Origin of the sequence: Natrialba swarupiae, assembly GCF_008245225.1 — an archaeon.
Lineage (GTDB): Archaea > Halobacteriota > Halobacteria > Halobacteriales > Natrialbaceae > Natrarchaeobius > Natrarchaeobius swarupiae.
In genome coordinates this window covers 16,813-35,342 of sequence record NZ_VTAW01000034.1, presented here as the reverse complement: position 1 = coordinate 35,342, position 18,530 = coordinate 16,813, and the positions used below count along the sequence as shown (strand labels likewise).

At 63.3% G+C, this 18,530-nt stretch carries 16 protein-coding genes; 7 read left to right on the top strand and 9 right to left on the bottom strand.

What is annotated here, in order from left to right:
- Nucleotides 1–173: 173 nt before the first annotated feature.
- Genes FYC77_RS17830 through FYC77_RS17820 form a run of 3 tightly spaced genes read right to left on the bottom strand, consistent with a single transcriptional unit; the run spans nucleotide 174 to nucleotide 2,013 of the window.
- Nucleotides 174–1,004 (bottom strand): NmrA family NAD(P)-binding protein, encoded by an 831-nt coding sequence (locus FYC77_RS17830; RefSeq protein ID WP_149082850.1) that lies wholly within the window; start codon nucleotides 1,002–1,004, stop codon nucleotides 174–176.
- Entirely contained in the window at nucleotides 1,004–1,387 is a 384-nt protein-coding gene (locus FYC77_RS17825; protein WP_149082849.1) for a DUF6069 family protein, read from the bottom strand. The genes FYC77_RS17830 and FYC77_RS17825 overlap by 1 nt, the downstream gene beginning before the upstream one ends.
- A complete protein-coding gene (locus tag FYC77_RS17820; RefSeq protein WP_149082848.1) occupies nucleotides 1,384–2,013 on the bottom strand; it encodes an NAD(P)-dependent oxidoreductase in 630 nt (209 codons plus the stop codon). The genes FYC77_RS17825 and FYC77_RS17820 overlap by 4 nt, the downstream gene beginning before the upstream one ends.
- 128 nt (nucleotides 2,014–2,141) lie before the next feature.
- Here FYC77_RS17820 and FYC77_RS17815 point away from each other — a divergent pair, with 128 nt between their 5' ends.
- The 4 genes from FYC77_RS17815 to FYC77_RS17800 all read left to right on the top strand — a co-directional run bounded on the left by FYC77_RS17815 (nucleotide 2,142) and on the right by FYC77_RS17800 (nucleotide 6,170).
- Nucleotides 2,142–2,537, top strand: coding sequence for a winged helix-turn-helix transcriptional regulator (locus FYC77_RS17815; protein WP_238387026.1), 396 nt, complete (start codon nucleotides 2,142–2,144; stop codon nucleotides 2,535–2,537).
- A 177-nt stretch (nucleotides 2,538–2,714) separates the two neighbouring features.
- Complete coding sequence (locus FYC77_RS17810; protein ID WP_149082846.1) at nucleotides 2,715–3,785, top strand: ABC transporter ATP-binding protein; 1,071 nt, start codon at nucleotides 2,715–2,717, stop codon at nucleotides 3,783–3,785.
- Nucleotides 3,782–4,663: an ABC transporter permease gene (locus tag FYC77_RS17805; protein WP_149082845.1), complete on the top strand. Its 882-nt coding sequence runs from the start codon at nucleotides 3,782–3,784 to the stop codon at nucleotides 4,661–4,663. The genes FYC77_RS17810 and FYC77_RS17805 overlap by 4 nt, the downstream gene beginning before the upstream one ends.
- A 529-nt stretch (nucleotides 4,664–5,192) precedes the next feature.
- Nucleotides 5,193–6,170 (top strand): PLP-dependent cysteine synthase family protein, encoded by a 978-nt coding sequence (locus FYC77_RS17800; RefSeq protein ID WP_149082844.1) that lies wholly within the window; start codon nucleotides 5,193–5,195, stop codon nucleotides 6,168–6,170.
- A 33-nt stretch (nucleotides 6,171–6,203) separates the two neighbouring features.
- Here the strand turns inward: FYC77_RS17800 and FYC77_RS17795 are convergent, their stop codons facing one another.
- The 6 genes from FYC77_RS17795 to cyaB all read right to left on the bottom strand — a co-directional run bounded on the left by FYC77_RS17795 (nucleotide 6,204) and on the right by cyaB (nucleotide 12,740).
- Nucleotides 6,204–6,854 (bottom strand): DUF5804 family protein, encoded by a 651-nt coding sequence (locus tag FYC77_RS17795; protein WP_149082843.1) that lies wholly within the window; start codon nucleotides 6,852–6,854, stop codon nucleotides 6,204–6,206.
- 186 nt (nucleotides 6,855–7,040) lie between these two features.
- Complete coding sequence (locus tag FYC77_RS17790; RefSeq protein ID WP_149082842.1) at nucleotides 7,041–8,219, bottom strand: tRNA sulfurtransferase; 1,179 nt, start codon at nucleotides 8,217–8,219, stop codon at nucleotides 7,041–7,043.
- A gap of 257 nt (nucleotides 8,220–8,476) precedes the next feature.
- On the bottom strand, nucleotides 8,477–9,211 hold the full coding sequence (locus FYC77_RS17785) for a bacteriorhodopsin (protein WP_149082841.1): 735 nt from the start codon (nucleotides 9,209–9,211) through the stop codon (nucleotides 8,477–8,479).
- Complete coding sequence (locus FYC77_RS17780) at nucleotides 9,204–10,799, bottom strand: methyl-accepting chemotaxis protein (protein ID WP_149082840.1); 1,596 nt, start codon at nucleotides 10,797–10,799, stop codon at nucleotides 9,204–9,206. Before FYC77_RS17780 ends, FYC77_RS17785 begins: the two co-directional genes overlap by 8 nt.
- 64 nt (nucleotides 10,800–10,863) lie before the next feature.
- Nucleotides 10,864–12,093: a methionine adenosyltransferase gene (locus FYC77_RS17775; protein WP_149082839.1), complete on the bottom strand. Its 1,230-nt coding sequence runs from the start codon at nucleotides 12,091–12,093 to the stop codon at nucleotides 10,864–10,866.
- Nucleotides 12,094–12,185: 92 nt separating this feature from the next.
- Nucleotides 12,186–12,740: a class IV adenylate cyclase gene (gene cyaB, locus FYC77_RS17770; RefSeq protein WP_149082838.1), complete on the bottom strand. Its 555-nt coding sequence runs from the start codon at nucleotides 12,738–12,740 to the stop codon at nucleotides 12,186–12,188.
- Nucleotides 12,741–12,849: 109 nt separating this feature from the next.
- Between cyaB and FYC77_RS17765 the strand changes: the two genes are divergently transcribed.
- The 3 genes from FYC77_RS17765 to gyrA all read left to right on the top strand — a co-directional run bounded on the left by FYC77_RS17765 (nucleotide 12,850) and on the right by gyrA (nucleotide 18,476).
- Nucleotides 12,850–13,836: an FKBP-type peptidyl-prolyl cis-trans isomerase gene (locus FYC77_RS17765; RefSeq protein ID WP_149082837.1), complete on the top strand. Its 987-nt coding sequence runs from the start codon at nucleotides 12,850–12,852 to the stop codon at nucleotides 13,834–13,836.
- 200 nt (nucleotides 13,837–14,036) lie between these two features.
- On the top strand, nucleotides 14,037–15,962 hold the full coding sequence (gene gyrB, locus FYC77_RS17760) for a DNA topoisomerase (ATP-hydrolyzing) subunit B (protein ID WP_149082836.1): 1,926 nt from the start codon (nucleotides 14,037–14,039) through the stop codon (nucleotides 15,960–15,962).
- A 27-nt stretch (nucleotides 15,963–15,989) separates the two neighbouring features.
- Complete coding sequence (gene gyrA, locus FYC77_RS17755; RefSeq protein ID WP_149082835.1) at nucleotides 15,990–18,476, top strand: DNA gyrase subunit A; 2,487 nt, start codon at nucleotides 15,990–15,992, stop codon at nucleotides 18,474–18,476.
- The last annotated feature ends 54 nt before the right edge of the window (nucleotides 18,477–18,530 follow it).

The following is an 18,530-nucleotide window of genomic DNA, read 5'->3' as shown; positions in this document are numbered from 1 at the left end:
AACCGAGTCGTGAATGCTGAACAGTAATTGCTGAGAAACTGTAGCCCTTCCGCCTGAGCACGTTTCGTCTCTTTCATTCTGTCAATAGACGTGTTCTACGCCGAAAAACAGCTGCTGGAACTAAACCCCGGAAGTACTGCTAGAGGGTCTGCACAGTACATACGTGTACGTACTCACTCCCAGACGCTGCGGAAGTCCTCCATGAACGTTTCTAGAGCGGTCGGTTCACGTCCCAGCAGTCGAGAGACATCATCAGTCATCCGATCGGCAAGTCCGAGCCGAGCCGTCGTGTAGATTCCACCCATGACGAGAGACTTCGAGAGTCCACGATCGGTTCGGAGCGAATGAAGCAGAAATCGCCAGAGCGACGGGGCCGTGTACGTCACCTCGTGCTCAAGGGTTGCCGAGAGCTGTCGACAGACATCCTGATACCCCAGCGCCTCCGGTCCAGTTAGATCGTACTCGCCAGTCGTTCCCGTGAGGAGAGTCTCTGCAGCCACCGCCGCGACGTCGCGTGCATCGATGAAACTCGTCCGACCGGTACCGGCCGGGACGATCAGCTCGCCGGATCGGATCTCTTCGCGGTGGGTCGTCGAGAGGTTCTGCATGAAAAACGACGCCCGGAGGAACGTCGTCGAGAACGGTGCCGACTCGAGCCACGACTCGATCCGTGCGTGTGGGACGAAACGATTGCGGTCTGCCCCGATGACCGAGAGGAAGACCACGTGATCGACGCCCGCCCCAACCGCGGCCGCCAGTGCCGGGACGATGTCGCGACGAACGCGAGACAGGGCGGGCGGACGAACGAGAAACATGGAATCGACTCCTTCGAAGGTCTCTCGATAGGTCGACGGGTCGGTAAAGTCGAACGTGACAACCTCGTCGGTGGGTCCGTCGAAGCGGTCGGGAGATCGCACCCCTGCACGAACCTCGAGTGGGCCGTCGGCGAGCGCCGCGCAGACTGTGCTTCCGACCGTCCCGGTCGCGCCTGTTACGAGCAACATTACACCGCCTCCCAGTCGACAAGAACGGCGACGACGACTGCTGCCGCGACGACGTGCATCGCCCCGAGAAATGCGAGCCGTCCCGTGGTTGCGCCTTCGAACGTGGCTGCCTGCTGGAGCGTGAGAAACGAGAGTGCCGTCACGAGAAGGGCCACGATAACGAACCAACGGTCGGCTGCATCTCCAAATGCACGCTTGAAGCCTTCGTAGACGACGACACCCCCGATGGCACCGACAGCGCTGGCAATCGCAACCGGTGGCACAGCGAACGGGTCGAACCCGCCAGCACCGACAGTCATGAGGGCGAGTGCGAGAACGGCGAGGTTTGCAGCGACTGCGCCGCCGACGGCGAGGACGACTCGGTATCGGTTGACAGCGGTCATGCGGGCCCCACCTTCGGCATCTCTCGAACGTACCGGTTATCCTCGAGACAATCGAGAATGAACCGGGCGACGTCGCCACGATCGATCGCGTCGAATCCGAGATCGATCTCACCGGCGCGGTACGTTCCCATCGGGTCGCCCTCGCTCAGCCGCGGCGCACGAACGACCGTCCACTCGAGGTTCGTCTCGCGGATGGACTCGACGTGGAATTCGGCGTCCTCGAGAACGTCTCTGGCGAGCAGTTTCAGGAGCACACCCATCATCTTCCCGCCGAGCGAAACGGACTCTCCGTCCTCGCGAACGCCGGCACCGACGAGCGTGACGAATCGCGAGACACCCGCCTCCGTCATGGCGTCGGTGATGTAATCGCCGGCGACGGTCAACAAATTGTTCGGAGAGCCGTCACCCTGACCGAGGACGCTGACGACGGCGTCGACGCCCTCGACAGCTTCGGAAACACCGTCACCTGTGTAGGCATCTCCCTCTACAACAGTTACTCGATCGTCAGTGAACGGAACACGATCCGGTGAGCGAGCATGGACGACGATCTCGTGACCGCGCTCGAGCGCCTGTTCGCAAAACGGGCGACCAGTGCGGCCGGTTGCACCGAAAACGGCGATTTTCATACCCGGACGTACGGCGTCAAAAGGGATATACTTCCAACTTCGAAGCTTCGAAGTAGCGGGTGGGAAAGAGCTTGTAACGCCATTTTATTCGGGAAACGATCTTGGCCTTCGAGCTCATCCAGTTGGGTATGGACGACGATAGTGTAACTCGGTTGGACGCTGGACGGTCTCCCGAGGAAGCCCGCAGACTCAGACAATCGCTGGAGCCGAGTGAACGGGATCGGGTCGAACAAACGGTCGCTGACCTGCTCGATCTGCTCGGCCGGACGCACACGATGGCGGTGCTCTCCGAGTTCGCCTTCGCGAGCGGGCCGTTACGGTTCTCCGACCTCGAGACCGCACTCGAGGTACCGGCGAACACGCTCTCGACACGACTCCGGGAACTGACCGAGGTCGGGCTTCTCGACCGAACGGCCTACGACGAGGTTCCGCCGCGAGTCGAGTACGAACCGACGGATAAAGCTCGAGCGATCTTCCCGGTGTTTGGCCACCTCCACAGGTGGGCGATGTCTTACGAGCTCTGAGAACGGTCAGCTCGTACGTGAACAGTCGCCGATGGTCCGTCTCTTCCAAATCGAGCGAGCAGCGCCACAATGGTGTCTGAACAGTTCTGTCGGTACTCTGAACAGTAATTCGATTATTGAAGCGACCACCGAGTTTCGAAGTCGGACGTATTTCCCTTCTGCGCCCGTATCAACTGTATGTCGAACGAACAATCGATAGCGGATGCTGAAACTCCCCGTGAGCACTCACAGGGCTCGAGTGCGAGTCGAAGCGGGTTCGCCGAGGAGACCTCGATCGACATCTCCGGTCTCGAGCTCACGTACGGCGACGGAACCGAAGCGGTCAGCGGCGTCGACCTGACGGTCGGTGACGGCGAATTCTTTGGATTTCTCGGCCCCAATGGCGCGGGCAAGACGACGGTGATCAAAGTGCTCGCGACGCTGCTGTCACCGACTGCCGGCGAGGTCCGAGTTAACGGGTTCGACGTTCGAACCGAGCCACGGAAGATCCGGGAATCGATCGGCTACATGGCCCAGGAGACGAGCATCGATCCGGAGCTCACGGCCGAGGAGAATATCCGATTCGCGTGTGAAGCTTACGGCGTCCCACGGGGCGACCGCGATGAGCGGACTGCCGAACTGCTCGACCTCGTCGACCTCGAAGCGGTCGCCGACAAGCGCTCGGAAGAGTTCTCCGGCGGGATGAAAAAGCGACTCGACGCTGCCACCGCGCTCGTCCACCGGCCGCCATTGGTCTTCCTGGACGAACCGACGACTGGTCTCGATCCAACAGCACGCAATCGGCTCTGGGAGTACTTCCAGCGGATCAACGAGCAAGGGACGACGATCTTCCTCACCACGCAGTACCTTGAGGAGGCCGACACGCTCTGTGAGCGGCTGGCAGTCATTCTCGACGGCGGGATTGTCGCCGACGGCTCTCCCGCCGATCTCAAGCAGGAGGTCGGTGGCGATGTCCTCGATATCGAACTGGGCGATGGACCCGAGGCCAGGGCGCGCGCTGCAACAATCGCACGCGAGTTCGACGACTTCGATGCCGCGACCGTTGAGGAGACCGAGACGGGAATCAGCGTCACCGCGAAAGCGGCCCGTCAGTCGGGAACGGATCTCCTCGTTGCACTGCGGGACGCGGGACTGATCGTCACCGGATTTAATGTTCGGGCGCCGACACTGGACGATGTCTTCCTCGCGATTACGGGTGAGCGCGTCGACACCGACGATGGCGCGGCCATAATGGAGGAGTCACCGTGAGCACGCCGACCGAATCGGGAACCACCGACCGCGAGGTGGCGAGATCCGCAAACACGTTCACCGGAGACGTCTGGGTCAATTTCAAGCGCTGGAGCCTCAAGGCCGTCCGGAACCCGTTCGTCCTCGTTGTCTCGCTCGCACAGCCGTTCATCTTCCTCGTGTTGTTCACGGAGGTGTTCGGCAACGTCGCCGGTGGGGCGGTGAGCGAGGGGTTGGGGCCGGGCGTCGACTACACCACGTTTCTCGTCCCGGCGATCGCGATCCAGGTCGCACTCGCGTCAGCGGTCACCTCGGGAATCGGGCTGGTCAATGACATCGAGAACGGCATGTTCGAGAAGGTACTCGTCTCGCCGATGAACCGAACCGCCGTGTTTATCGGGAAGACTCTCGCCGAGGTGTTCCGCATCGCCCTCCAGATAGCCATCATTCTCGGACTCGGCGTGCTCCTCGGCGCGGAGATTACGACAGGCGTCGTCGGTGCCGTCGGGATCATGGCCGTCGGAATCCTCTTTTCGTTCTGGTTTATTGCGTTCTCGAATATGCTCGCGGTGCTGACTCGAGACCAGGAGTCGACCATCATCGGCGCGAACCTCCTGCAGTTTCCGCTCTTGTTCCTCTCGAGTGCCTTTCTTCCCCTCGAGGTACTCCCGAACTGGATCCAGCTGTTCGCTCGAATCAATCCCGTCACGTACGGCGTCGATGCCGCACGTGCGATTATGCTCGACGAAGACGTGATGACCGTCATCGAGGTGACGGCTTTCGATGGCGCGCTCGATACGATCGTCCCTGCTGTCGCCGTTCTCGCCGGTCTCGGGCTCGTGTTCGGTGCGGGAGCCGTCTATCTGCTCTCGAGGGCTTCGAGTTCGGACGTTCGATAGCGAGCGTTCCGTAATCCGACACCTCTTCGCGTGCTGCTTCTGTCCCACCAATGCGTACATGTCGATGGCACGATTGATGCAGACGACTCGCCGACAGTGGTCTGCAGGCACTCCGTCTCGAAGTCCGTGCTTTCTCACCCTCGAGCTCTCATCACGGTACGTGTCTGACGGTCAGCCGTTTAGCGGTGGCAGTTCTAGCTTACTCATGCCAATCGGCAGCACCGAGAATCGCACTTGGCTCCTGAGTCACACGGATATGATTAGTATCGAGTGACCGATATGCGACCTGTATTTAGCACGATGCTACGAACCTCACTCGAACCTGATAGAACGCTCGCTGGTCAATAAGCACATTCACGTGCTGGATAGTCCACGGAGGATTCAGTGGAAGAAGTACAGTAGGAACATAACACTCCCTTGCAGTGGCTACTATAGAGCCGAGGGATTTGGTAATTCAGATCACAGATACACCGGCACGTCCTGCCTTCGTCCAGCATCGGTTTATGGCTCGACTCACTAGAGGTTGCTAATGAAAGGGAGTATCCTGGACACGATCGGCTCGCCGCTCGTCCAGGTCGACTCGCCGGAGGGGGCGACCGTCGCCGCCAAAATCGAATCGTTCAACCCCGGCGGTTCGGCGAAGGACCGGCCGGCCCGTGAGATGGTCCGGACGGCCGAACGCGAGGGACTGATCGAACCCGGCGATCGGCTCGTCGAACCGACCAGCGGAAACACGGGAATCGGCCTCGCGCTGGTCTGTGCGGCTCGAGGCTACGACCTGACGATCGTCATGCCCGCCGACAAGTCCGAGGAGCGCCGACAGATCATGGCCGCCTACGGGGCCCACCTCGAGCTCGTCGACGGCGATATGGAGACGGCCCGCGCCCGCGCCGACGAACTCGAGGCGGAGGGAGCGATCCAGCTCGGCCAGTTCGACAACCCCGCGAATCCGGAGGCCCACTACCGGACGACGGGCGAAGAGATCGTCGAGCAGGTCGGCGACCGCGAGGTGGACGCTTTCGTCGCGGGCGTCGGTACGGGCGGGACGATCTCGGGGACTGGCCGGCGGCTCCGCGAGGCGTTCCCCGAGATGGAGATCGTCGCAGTCGAACCGGAGCGAAACGCGATTCTCTCGACGGGCGAACCCGGAACCGACGAGTTCCAGGGGATGGGACCTGGCTTCGTCAGCGAGAACTTAGATCGCGAGCTGATCGACCGCGTCGAGACGGTTCGACTCGAGGACGCTGAGGACGAGTGTCGCCGACTCGCTCGCGAGGAGGGCGTCCTCGTCGGGCAATCGAGCGGTGCGACGAGTCTCGTCTCCCAGCGAATCGCTCGCGAGATCGCCGAACCCGACCTCGAGTGTCCCGAGGTGTCGACAGCGTTCGACGGCGGTCAGCCAGCCTCATCCGAGACCGACGGCGGCGCCGTCGAGGACTGCCCGCTGGTCGTTACCGTCTTCTGGGACAGCGGAGAACGGTACCTCTCGACGGGGCTGTTCGACTGAGCGCGCTCGTCTCGACGTCCGCCGGCCGAACCGCTACGAAGAGTACTCGGTTTCCGTCAGTCGAACGACGAGCGTCTCCCCGACGTCCCGGAGGTCGTACTCCGGGAGTTCGCCGTCCGTCCGGCGGACGTAAAGCGGCTCCACGAGGCGGTGAGTCTGGCCAGCGACGCCAAACGCGTCGGCGGGTTTGGCCTCCTCGCCACCCGAATCGGCGTCGGCGGACGCGTCGTCACGGTTCGACTCCCGTCCGTCGTCACCGCTCGATTCCCGTCCGGCGTCGGCGCTCGAGCGCGGTCTTTCGTCGCCGCTCGAGTTCGGTTCGGTATCACTGCTCGAATTCGGTTCGCCGACGCGCTCGAGGCCGTAGACCTTGCAGAACTCGCCGGTGTCCTCGGGGTCGACCGCGCCGTTGCGGAGAGCGCGAGCCAGCGGTCGCGAGAGCCACTCCTCGTCGCTGACGCTCGGTTCGAGGACGAGCGCCTCGTCGACGAACCGGGTGAGATACCAGTCGAGGTCGTTCAGCAGCGAGACCGCGGCGCCGACGCTGACGGTTCGGACCGCGAGCGAGTTCTCGAACGGGCGCGTCAGATCGTAGGTCGCGAGCGCCTCGCGGGAGGTCTCTCGAGAGAGGAGTTCGTACTGGAGGGTGCAATCGGGGTTCCCGATGAGACAGACGCGGGTCACTACGTGGTGGTGTGTGCGGTCGCGTAATGTGGGTTTCGTCTCCCAGGCGGCGGCTCGAAAAAACGACGACGCGGAGGGAACCCGGCGGAGCCGCGCTCGTCGCGTCATCCGGTCCGTTGTCGTTCGGTACCGGTGATCGCTCGGATGGGGTCGGCGATCACCGGCAAAACGCGACACCGATCCGTCTCAGGGATCGACGAGTTCGGCGTTTCGAGCCGCTCGTTCGGCTCGCTCGAGCAGATCCTCAGGCTCCGCAGCGAGCAACGGCTCGAGGCGGGCGTTCGTCTCGGCGCGGTCGGGTGCGACCCGGTTACAGCCGGCGTCGATGGTCGAGTCGGTGTAGGTTCCGATCTCGCGGGCCATGGCGACGATCTCCTGTTTGTCCCGGGTCAGCAGCGGTCGATGGATCGGGAGGTCGGTGACGCGGCTCGTCACGCCGAGATTCTGGACCGTCTGGCTCGACTTCTGGCCGACGGCCTCGCCGGTGACGATACCGTGGGCGTCGACGCGTTCGGCGAGGGTCTCCGCGGCTCGGTAGAAGAACCGACGAAGCGAGAGCATCCGCCCCTCCTCCATCTCCCGGACCAGCAGGTCGACCGTCTCTCCGCCCGGAATCTTGTAGACTTGCGTGTCGAAGTTCGGTGCGTACCGCGAGAGCGTCCGGACCGTCTCCATCGCCCTGGCCTCGTGGTCGACCCCGCCGTAGGCACCGAGGTCGACGTAGACGGGGACGATCGGACAGCCGCGTTTCATCATCTCGTAGGCCGCCACGGGGGAGTCGATGCCGCCGCTGACCATCGCGATCACCTGCTCCTGGGCGCCGAGCGGAAGTCCGCCGGGGCCGGGAACCGACTCGAGGTAGAGAAAGGCGAGATCCTCCCGGACCTCGACGCCGAACGTGAGGTCGGGGTCGTCGAGGTCGACTTCGGGGTCGAACTCGTCGGCCACCGCGTCCCAGATTTCCTGTCCGCCCTCCCTGGCGAGGTCTTCGCTGTCGTAGGGCAGGCGCTTGTCCCCTCGCCGGGCGTCGACGGCGAACGTCCCGCCGTCGTACCGTTCGCGGGCGATGTCGGCGAGGGCCTCGAGGATCCGGTCGAACTCGGTGCTCGTCGTCAGGGTTGGGCTCGCGGAGACGACGCCGAAAGCGTTGGTCGCCGCCGCGGTCGCCTCCTCGACGGAGGCTTCGGTGGTGTGGATCAGCGGTCGGTTCCACCGGCGTTCGACGTCGCCGGGAATCGACCGATCGGCCAGCAGCGCCTCGAGGTTCTCCGCGAGGATGTCCTCCATGTACCGCTTGACCGTGTTACTCTTGGTGTTGACGTCCCCGTGGCGGATGAGGACGGTGTCGGCTCCCGGCGGATGCATGGGCAGGGATAGTCGGTGGGGGCTATAAGGGGATTACGAGCGGATCCGACAGGCGCGTATCGAGTGGACGATCGTCGCGGCAGGCTACGCCGTCCGGGTGTGGCCCAACGTTCTGTGAACATCCCGCTCGAGTCCGTTACACTCCAGTTCTCGTTGCGTTCGCGGCCTCGCTGTAGATGTACCAGTACTGGAATTCGTTCGCGTTCCCGGGTGGATGAGCGCGCCGTCGGATACGGAGAGGGTCTCTCGGCCCCAGATCAGGTGGCCGCGTTCGACGTCGTCTCAGCCCCACCTTCGCCGCCGGCCCGTTCGGCGAGCAACGCACCCGATGTGTCGTCCTCGATCACGCTGGCGTTTGCGAACAGGAAGCCGGCGAATCCGACGCGAAAGAGGACGTCGATGTAGTTTTTCACCACGCCGGTGACGAACGGGTCGAGGAGATCTACGAAGACGGCCACCCCGAAGACGATGAGCATCCCGAACAGAAACAGAAAGAGGTTCCTCGCCTTCCAGTGGAGGAGCCGTTGCCGATCAGAGACCTGCTCTGCGTTCTCCCAGACGCGACCGGCGAACAGGAAGACGACGACTGCGTAGCCGACGATGACGACGAGAACGCCACCGATCGCGACGATACCGTCGGCGAACGTCGCTGCGGCGAACGAGGCACGCATGAGAAACACGACGGCCACGAGGGTTGCAACCAATTGCCTGGATGCCCCGGCGAGCGCCCCAGCGAGACCGCACAGTAGCGAATACGCCAGCAGATCGTCGATCAGGTCCGGGAGATTCTCGGACTCCGCACCGTACGTGATTACCCCGACTCCCGCTGCATTGAGAACCGACGCGAACGCTGCGATCCCGACGAGCGCGATCAACACGTGACACATCCGCCGAACGCGGGGAGACAACCGGCGTGACCACGAGAGAAACACGACGAACGCGATCGCGTACACGACGCCCGACGCGGCGTACACCGGCGTCGGCTCAAACATCGTTCACCTCCACCTTTCCAACCGGTTCGTGGCTGGTCGTCGTGTCCCGGGTTTCGAACGTCTCGAGTGTGTCGCGGAGATCGTTCGTCCGATCGACGAGATCCTCGGCCCTGGAGCGGACCTCCCCCATCGTTTTTGCCGTCTCGTCGGCCGCATCCGCGAGGTCGCGCGATCTGTCTGCGACGTCGGTCGCGGCGTCGCCGACGCTTTGAACGGTCGACGCGACTTCTTCGGTCGCCGCAGCACCGCTGTCCGTCGCCTGCGCGATGTCCTCCATCGCAGTGTCGACCTCGTCGACCGTCTCGGTGAGGTCCTGGATCGTCTCACCGGCGTCGGTCACGGTGTCAACCCCCGTTTCGATCCGCTCGCGCGTCGTCGCCATCTCCGCGGTGACGTCGTCGACCTCTGCTCGAGCGTCGGCGATAATCGATCCGATGTCGTCGATCGCGGTCTGGCTCTCCTCCGAGAGCGCTTTGACCTCGTTCGCGACGACGGCGAACCCGCTGCCGGCTTCGTCGGCGCGTGCGGCCTCGACGTTCGCGTTCAACGCCAGCAGGTTCGTCTGATCGGCGATGTCGTCGACTAACTCCGTCGTCGATTCGACCGCGGCCATCCGGTCGTCGAGTTCGTCGATCAGGATCGCCAGATCGTCGATCGCGTCCTCGACTGACTGGACGGATTCGACGGCATCTTCGACTCGTTTGGCCCCTTCAGCACCGATCTCCGTGGCGTCGGCCGTCCGATCCGCTACCTCGTCGGTCGTCGACGCGACCTCTTCGATCGTCGCCGAGAGGTCGTTCGTTTCGGCTACCGTCGCCTCGAGTTGATCGGCCTGCGAGACGACATCGTCCGCGAGCGCACGGATGTCCGCCGCGAGCGACTCGTTTAACTCCTCGACGGCCGTCGCGTCGTTGGCGACGGCTTCGCTGGTCGCCTCGACGTCGACTGCGAACGCAGCGAGTTCGTCGATCGTCTCCGAGAGATCGCGGGTCATCTCGTTGTACCCCTTCGCGATCCGATCGACCGCGTCGATGTCGGCGTCCGTCGACAGCCGCCGTCGAAAGTCACCGGACGCGGCGGTCGTCATCGCGGTTCCGATCTCGTCCGCGTACTCGAGCAGTCGCTCGTTTCGTTCCTCGGACTCCGCTCTCGCGGCTTCTGCCCGTTCACGAGCGGATTCGGCGTCCGCTCGGGCCGCCTCAGCCGCGCGTTTCGCTCGCTCGGACTCGTCGAACGCCTCCTTCAGCGAACGGCGCATGCTGTCGAGGGTCGTTGCCAGTTGTCCGATCTCGTCGCGCCTGTTCGAGTCCGCGGTCGCCTCGAGGTCACCGTCCTCGATCGATTTCGCGGCCTCGATCAGTTCTCGAAACTCGACTGCGACGTTTCCCCCGAGGACGATCCCAAGCAGCCCCATGTTCAGCGTAAGTACGAACAGCGTACCGACCAGCGCCGGCACGGCACCGGCGGCAGTAGCCCCAGCGTACGCCGTAAAGAGTACTCCGAACGCAAGCGTCGTAACCAGCGTAAGGCCGATCGCCGTGGTAACCCGGAGGCTGTATCTCTCTTCGATCGTCGATACCAAACGCATAGTCCGGTAACTATATTGAATTATAATACGAGTTTGGGCCGATTCACCAGTCCGGTGAATTCCCTTAGAACGTCGAGAGTTCGCCGTCGATCACCCGTCGCGTGATCCCGGTGACGTCGGCGAGTTCGCGGTCGACGATCGCCTCGATCTCGTCTTCGACGTCGGCGAGGTCGACGCCGTCGACTGTGACGACGTGGACGTCGGCGACGTGGGGCTGGTCGATCGGACGGCCGATCTGGGAGAGAAGACGGACGCGCAGGTCGCGGATGCCGTCGACCTCGCTCACGACGGCCTCGGCGATCTCCGTCGAGAGCAGGTTGTAGATCTTTCCGATGTGGTTGACGGGGTTCTTGCCGCTCGTGGCCTCCATCGACATCGATCGGTTGGGCGTGATGAGCCCGTTCGCTCGGTTTCCACGGCCGACGGAGCCGTCGTCGCCCTGCTCGGCGGAGGTGCCGGTGACGGTCAGGTAGATCGAGCCATCCTCGTAGTCGTCGGCGGTGTTGACGTGGACGTCGACGTCGCGGTCAGTGTGTTCGCTCGCGACCTCGGCGACGAACTCACGAACCGACTCGACGGCCTCGGCGTACGCGTCTAAGTCAGCGATGTACTCGTCGATCATCGCTGCCGCGACGGTGACGTCGATCTCGTCCCCTTCGCGTTTGCCCATGATCTTCACGTCTGGTCCGAGATACGGGTTTTCGGCGGCGAACTCGCCGTTGAGTCGCGACTCGGCGTCGTGGACGATCCGTTCGGTCTCGGTCAGCGGCGCGTGACCGACGCCAAAGCTCGTGTCGTTGGCCATCGGAACGCCCACCGGGCCGTCCGCGTCGGAGCCCTCGCCATCCTCACCGAAGACCTCCTGTAAGTCGCCGCTTCCCTCGCCGAGTTTCACGTCGACGACGATCTCCTCGCCGAACTCGAGTTGCGGGATCGTCTCCTCGAGATACTCGCGAGCGGCGCGCAATGCGATCGTCTCGGCGGGGATGGTCTGACCGTCGTAGCGTTTGGTCGCGCGGCCGACGATCAGCAGGTAGATGGGATCGACGACTTCGCCGCCGCCGAAGGCGGGCGCAGCCTCGCCGGCGACGAGTTGCGTCTCGTCGGTGTTGAAGTGAAGTGCCTCACCGACGCGATCTATGTACTCGCGGGCGAGTGCCCCCGCGACGCTCTCTGCGACTCCGTCACAGATCGAATCGGGATGACCGATCCCCTTTCGCTCGACGATTTCGACTTCTTGATCCTCGACTGCCTGACGGTCGATCGGCTCGACCCGAATGTTCCGCTCGCTCATTACCCGACGTTGGGGAAGCGACATTCTATAACTTGCGGAAACCGATCCTGGAGAGAATATACTCTCCGGTAATATGCCAGCGGTCGTCGAACTCAGTCTTCGGCCTCGAGTAAGAGGCCGAGATACGAGGTGCGGATCTGATCGTCGGGGTCGAGGTCCAGTCGCTCGAGCACGCCGTAGACGCCGTCCCGTGCCGCCTCGAGTGTCGCTTCGTCCGCGGTTTCGGTCTCGACTTCGACGTACTCGCCGATCCCGTCGACGTCGTCGACGGTGACGGTGTACTCGCCGTCCTCGAGTGCGAACCGCTCGCGTTCCTTCCGGACGGTGGCGGCCGGCTCGAAGCCCAGGTTTGCCAGAATCGCGTCCATCCGATCGTCGTCCCGAACTGCGGTTTCGACTTCCTCGCGCGTCTTCGACTCGTCGTCGACGAGTGGCCCTTTGTACGTGAGCCTGGTTTCCGCATCGTCGTCCGGTCGGTGCTCGGACCGAATCCGCAACGCTTCGTCCGTCTCCGCGAAGGTGCGATGGGGTGCGTCGTAGTACGTATCGACCTGGACGACCGTCCCTAAGGGGGTCGCCTCGAGCGCGTCGAGTTTCGATCGAACGCGCTCGCGGTCGACAGGGACCTTCACTTCCACCTCGTACACGGTCTACGCCACCTCGTCCATGGTGGATACGAGGGGGAGGGGCGGTAAGTATTGGTCGCTCCCAGCGAAAAACGCGGTCCTTAAATGTAGACGGCGGGACGTACAACGTATGACTGAGGATCAGGAGGCCGAGCTAGACGAGCAGGCCGATGACGTCGCTGAAGAGGAAGCCGAAAGCGAGAGTCCGGATACCGACGCGGAAGACGGGCTCCAGCAGGGCGATTTCGTCGAAATCGAGTACACGGCTTACACCGTCGAGGGCGAACAGCTCGTCGACACCACCGACCCGGAAGTCGCCGAGGAGGAAGGTGTCGACGACCAGGGCCAGGAGTTCAAACCGCGGACGATCGTCCTCGGTGAAGGACACATCTTCGAGGGCGTCGAAGCGGCCATCACCGGCAGCGAGGCCGGCGATTCCGGCAGTGTCACGATCTCCGCCGAGGAGGCCTTCGGCGAGTACGATCCCGACAATGTCGAGACCGTAAGCGCCGAGAAGATCGACGAAGACGACCGCTACCCCGGCGCGAACGTCCAGGTCGACGGCCAGCAGGGCTACATCAGCACGATCGTCGGCGGCCGCGCACGCGTCGACTTCAACCACCCGCTGGCCGGCGAGGACGTCGAGTACGAGTACGAAGTCGTCGACGAGGTCGACGACCGCGAGCAACAGGCCGCCGGTCTCTTCGAGATGTACCTCGGGATGGAGCCCGAGCTCTGGATCGAGACCGACGAGGTCGAAGAGGAGGTCCCCGTCGAACCCGACGACGATGCGGACGAAGACGACGAGCCAGCCGAACCCGAGTTCGAAACGGAGGTCGTCGAGAAGGAGACGCTCTATCTCGAGGCCACGCCCCAGATGACGATGAACCAGCAGTGGATGATGGGGAAACAACAGATCGGCCAGCAGATCATCGACCAGATCGGCGTCGACCGCGTCATCGTCCAGGAGGTCATCGACGGCATGGGCATGGGCGGTATGGGCGGCATGATGGGCGGCATGGGCGGTATGGGCGGCGGCGACATCGAGGAGGCGCTCGAGGACGCCGACGTCGACGCAGACGAGATCGTCGAGGAACTCGAAGGCGCAGAGGAGTAACGTCCTCTCAGCGGGCTCGTTGTGCGATTTACGGACCCCTTCACGTCGAACCCGGCCGGGAGCGCCGAATACGGCCCGTGCTCGCGGACAGTCGAACCGACCCGGCCGTTTCCACCCCACGCTTTTTGCTCTCGGCTCGCGCTCGCGCGCGTACGTGAAGCTTTATTAGTCGCCGTCCACTACCCGAAAGCAGGTTTCTCATGTCCCAGGAAAGCGAGTACGGCGCCGGACAGATCCAGGTCCTGGAAGGCCTGGAGGCCGTTCGGAAACGGCCAGCGATGTATATCGGCTCTACCGACTCTCGAGGACTACACCACCTCGTCTACGAGGTGGTCGACAACTCGATCGACGAGGCGCTGGCGGGCCACTGTGACGAGATCACCGTCACCATCCACGACGACGGCGCGGTGAGCGTCGCCGACGACGGCCGCGGCATCCCCGTCGACACACACGAGGAGTACGACCGCCCCGCCCTCGAGGTGATTCTCACCGTCCTCCACGCGGGCGGGAAGTTCGACAACAAGTCCTACCAGGTCTCCGGTGGACTCCACGGCGTCGGTGTGAGCGTGGTCAACGCCCTCTCGGGTCGTCTCGAGACGGAGGTCAGACGCGACGGGGGCGTCTACCGCCACGCGTTCGAGGCGGGCGAACCCGTCGGCGACATGGAGCGGGTTCGCGATATGGAGCCCGACGAGGCGACCGGGACGGAGATCAGGTTCTGGCCCGACGACGATATCTTCGAGACCGACGAGTTCTCGTTTTCGACGCTGTCGAATCGCCTGCGTGAACTGGCCTTTCTCAACTCGGGCGTGCGGATCACGCTCCGTGACGAGCGGGCCGACGAGGACGAAACCGCCGAGGAAACGTACGAGTACGACGGCGGCATCCGCGAGTTCGTCGAGTATTTAAACGAGACGCGCTCGGCGATGCACGAGGAAGTCATCTACTTCGAAGACGAGGATCAGAACATCCAGGTCGAGGTCGCGATGCAGGCCACCGAGGAGCTACAGGGGTCGATCCACGCCTTCGCGAACAACATCAACACCCGCGAGGGCGGTACCCACCTCACCGGCTTCAAGACCGCACTGACCCGGACGGTCAACGATTACGCCAACGACAACGACTTACTCGACGACTTAGACGAAAATCTCAAGGGCGAAGACATTCGTGAGGGGCTCACCGCGGTCATCTCGGTGAAACATCCAGATCCGCAGTTCGAGGGCCAGACGAAGACGAAACTCGGCAACAGCGAGGTTCGAGGTATCGTCGAGAGCGCGATCCACGAGGGGCTTGGCACCTACTTCGAAGAACACCCCGACACCGCCCAGGCGATCGTGTTGAAGGCAGTCGAGGCCGCGAAAGCGCGGAAGGCGGCCCAGAAGGCAGAAGAACTCACGCGCCGGAAGTCGGCGCTCGACTCCACGTCGCTGCCAGGGAAGCTGGCCGATTGCCAGACGAAAGATCCCGACGAAGCCGAGATCTTCATCGCGGAGGGTGACTCCGCTGGCGGGAGCGCCAAACAGGCCCGAAACCCCGAGTTCCAGGCCGTCCTGCCGATCAAGGGGAAGATCCTGAACGTCGAGAAACACCGTCTGGATCGCATCTTAGAGAACGAGCAGATCCGGAACATGATCACCGCGATCGGCGCGGGGATCGGCGACGAGTTCGACGTCGAGAACGTCCGCTACAAGAAGATCATCATGGCGACCGACGCCGACGTCGACGGCGCGCACATCCGGACGCTCATGCTGACGTTCTTCTACCGGCACATGCGCCCGCTGTTGGAGGGCGGCTACGTCTACGCGACCCAGCCGCCGCTGTACCGCATCCGGTATCGCGGCGAGACCTACGACGCGATGACCGACGCCGAACGCGACGAGATCGTCGAACAGAAGTGCAACGGCAACCCCTCGCAGGTCCAGCGGTTCAAGGGCCTCGGCGAGATGAACCCCGAACAGCTCTGGGAGACGACGATGAACCCCGACAACCGGATCCTCAAACAGATCACGGTCGAGGACGCCGCGGCGGCGGACAAGATGTTCTCCGTCCTCATGGGCGACGCCGTCGAGCCCCGAAAGCAGTTCATCAAGGAGAACGCCCCCGAGGCAGAATGGATCGACATCTGAGCGCTCGAGACGAGGTGAGGTGACCATATGAGTTCCGACGTACCCGATCCCACAGACATAGAGGCACGAGCGGTAGAGAACGTCCGCATCGAGGACGAGATGGAACAGAGCTACATCGACTACGCGATGTCCGTCATCGCGGGTCGTGCGCTTCCCAGAGTCGAGGACGGTCTGAAACCGGTTCACCGGCGCATCCTCTATGCGATGCACGAGATGGGCGTCTCCTCGGGGAGCAGCCACCGCAAGTCCTCCTCGATCGTCGGGGAGACGATGGGTGATTACCACCCACACGGCGACAGCGCGATCTACGACACCCTGGTCCGGATGGCCCAGGATTTCTCGATGCGCTATCCGCTGGTCGACGGCCAGGGGAACTTCGGCTCGATGGACGGCGACCCGGCGGCAGCACAGCGGTATACGGAGGCGCGGATGTCGCCCATCTCCGAGGAGTTACTCGAGGATATCGAAAAGGATACCGTCGACTTCTCGGCGAACTACGACGATCGCTTGCAGGAACCCGACGTGTTGCCGGCGGCGTTTCCGAACCTCCTCGTGAACGGCTCGTCGGGGATCGCCGTCGGGATGTCGACGAACATCCCGCCGCACAACTTAGGCGAGATAATCGACGCCACGATCGAGTTGATCGACGACCCCGACGCGACGGTCGAAGACCTGATGGACCACGTCAAGGGGCCGGACTTCCCGACGGGAGCGAACATCGTCGGTCGCGACGCCATCTACTCGGCGTACAAGACCGGCCGCGGTCGCCTCCGCGTGCGAGCCGAGTTCGAGGTCGAGGAGTGGAAAAACGACCGCGAGCGCATCGTCATCACCGAACTCCCCTTCCAGACCAACAAAGCCCGCCTCGTCGAGCGCATCGCCGAGGACGTCAACGACGGCGACCTCGAGGGGATCTCGGACCTGCGCGACGAGTCCGACCGCGACGGCGTCCGCATCGTCGTCGAGTGCAAACGCGGCGCGAACGTCGAGGTCGTCAAGAACAAACTGCTCGAGAATCACTTGGAGCGAACGTTCGGCGTCATCAACCTCGCGCTGGTCGACGGCCAGCCCCGGGTGCTCTCGTTGAAAGAGAGCTTAGCGGAGTACATCGCCCACCGCCGCGAGGTCGTCCGTCGACGGAGCGAGTACGATCTGGCCGAGGCCGAGGATCGAGCGCACATTCTCGAGGGGCGACTGCGAGCGCTCGAGAACGTCGACGAGGTCGTCGACCTCATCCAGAACTCCGACGATCGGTCGGCGGCGAAAGACGGACTCCAGGAGGAGTTCGACTTCTCTGCGGATCAGGCCGATCACATCGTTCGGATGCAACTCGGTAGCCTGACGTCGATGGAGGCCGCCGAGATCGAAGACGAGTACGAGGACGTCACAGACGAGATCGAGCGGCTGACATCGATCTTAGAGAGCGAACAGGAGCTTCTTTCGGTCATCAAAGACGAACTCCGCGAGGTCAAAGCCGAGTACGACGACGATCGGCGCACCTCGATCGTCGAGGATCAGGGGACGGTCACCCACGAGGACCTCATCCCTGAAGAGGAGGTGTTCGTCGTCATGACCGAGGACGACTACGTCAAGCGCATGCCGATCGACACCTTCGACCCCCAGGGGCGGGGCGGGAAGGGGATCATCGGCGCGGACGTCAAAGAAGACGACCGCGTCACGACGGTATTCCGGGCGAACACCCACGACTACCTGCTTTGCTTTACGAACCGGGGGAAGGTCTACCAGCTCAAAGCGTACGAGATCCCGGAGATGAGCCGTACCGCCCGCGGCAAGTCGGCGGTCAACATCCTCGACCTCGAGGGCGACGAGGAGATCACGGCGATCGTCGACACCGACGCCTTCGGCGACGACGAGTACGTGACGATGGCGACTCGTAACGGCTACGTGAAACGGACCGCGGGCGAGGAGTTCGACAACATCCTCTCGACCGGGATCATCGCGGCCGACCTGGAGGACGGCGACGAACTGATCGACGTCGAGGTAACCGACGGCTCCCAGGATCTCGTCATCGGGACCGAGCAGGGGATGACGATCCGCTTCGACGAGACCGAAGCTCGGGCGATGGGCCGTAACGCCCGCGGCGTCAACGGCATCAAACTCGAGGGCGACGACGCCGTCGCGGGGCTGGTCGCGACCGACGAGGACGATGACCGGGCGCTGTTGACCGTCACCCGGAACGGGTACGGAAAACGAACACATCTCTCCGAGTACCGCACCCAGTCGCGGTACGGCAAGGGGCTGATCGACATCAAGACGGGGGAGCGAAACGGTCCCGTTAGGGCCGTCAAGGCGGTCTCGGCGGACGATCAGGCCGTGTTGATGAGCGAACGCGGACAGATCATCCGAACCCGGGTCGACGAGGTGTCGACGGTCGGGCGAAACACCATGGGCGTCATCGTCATGGAGGTCGACGCCGACGACGCCGTCGCCAGCGTCGATGTGATTCCGGCGGCCTCAGTCGGTGGCGACGAAGACGCGGACGACAGCGAGTAGGGGGACGGTCGCTCGAGACGACTCTCCCTGTATCGCATCAGACGAACTGAGAGA

Bases quoted from the DNA above. Each gene is read 5' to 3' on its own strand.
- FYC77_RS17830 (WP_149082850.1), bottom strand. From the start codon at position 1,004: ATGTTGCTCGTAACAGGCGCGACCGGGACGGTCGGAAGCACAGTCTGC.
- FYC77_RS17825 (WP_149082849.1), bottom strand. From the start codon at position 1,387: ATGACCGCTGTCAACCGATACCGAGTCGTCCTCGCCGTCGGCGGCGCA.
- FYC77_RS17820 (WP_149082848.1), bottom strand. From the start codon at position 2,013: ATGAAAATCGCCGTTTTCGGTGCAACCGGCCGCACTGGTCGCCCGTTT.
- FYC77_RS17815 (WP_238387026.1), top strand. From the start codon at position 2,142: ATGGACGACGATAGTGTAACTCGGTTGGACGCTGGACGGTCTCCCGAG.
- FYC77_RS17810 (WP_149082846.1), top strand. From the start codon at position 2,715: ATGTCGAACGAACAATCGATAGCGGATGCTGAAACTCCCCGTGAGCAC.
- FYC77_RS17800 (WP_149082844.1), top strand. From the start codon at position 5,193: ATGAAAGGGAGTATCCTGGACACGATCGGCTCGCCGCTCGTCCAGGTC.
- FYC77_RS17790 (WP_149082842.1), bottom strand. From the start codon at position 8,219: ATGCATCCGCCGGGAGCCGACACCGTCCTCATCCGCCACGGGGACGTC.
- FYC77_RS17785 (WP_149082841.1), bottom strand. From the start codon at position 9,211: ATGTTTGAGCCGACGCCGGTGTACGCCGCGTCGGGCGTCGTGTACGCG.
- FYC77_RS17780 (WP_149082840.1), bottom strand. From the start codon at position 10,799: ATGCGTTTGGTATCGACGATCGAAGAGAGATACAGCCTCCGGGTTACC.
- FYC77_RS17775 (WP_149082839.1), bottom strand. From the start codon at position 12,093: ATGAGCGAGCGGAACATTCGGGTCGAGCCGATCGACCGTCAGGCAGTC.
- FYC77_RS17765 (WP_149082837.1), top strand. From the start codon at position 12,850: ATGACTGAGGATCAGGAGGCCGAGCTAGACGAGCAGGCCGATGACGTC.
- gyrB (WP_149082836.1), top strand. From the start codon at position 14,037: ATGTCCCAGGAAAGCGAGTACGGCGCCGGACAGATCCAGGTCCTGGAA.
- gyrA (WP_149082835.1), top strand. From the start codon at position 15,990: ATGAGTTCCGACGTACCCGATCCCACAGACATAGAGGCACGAGCGGTA.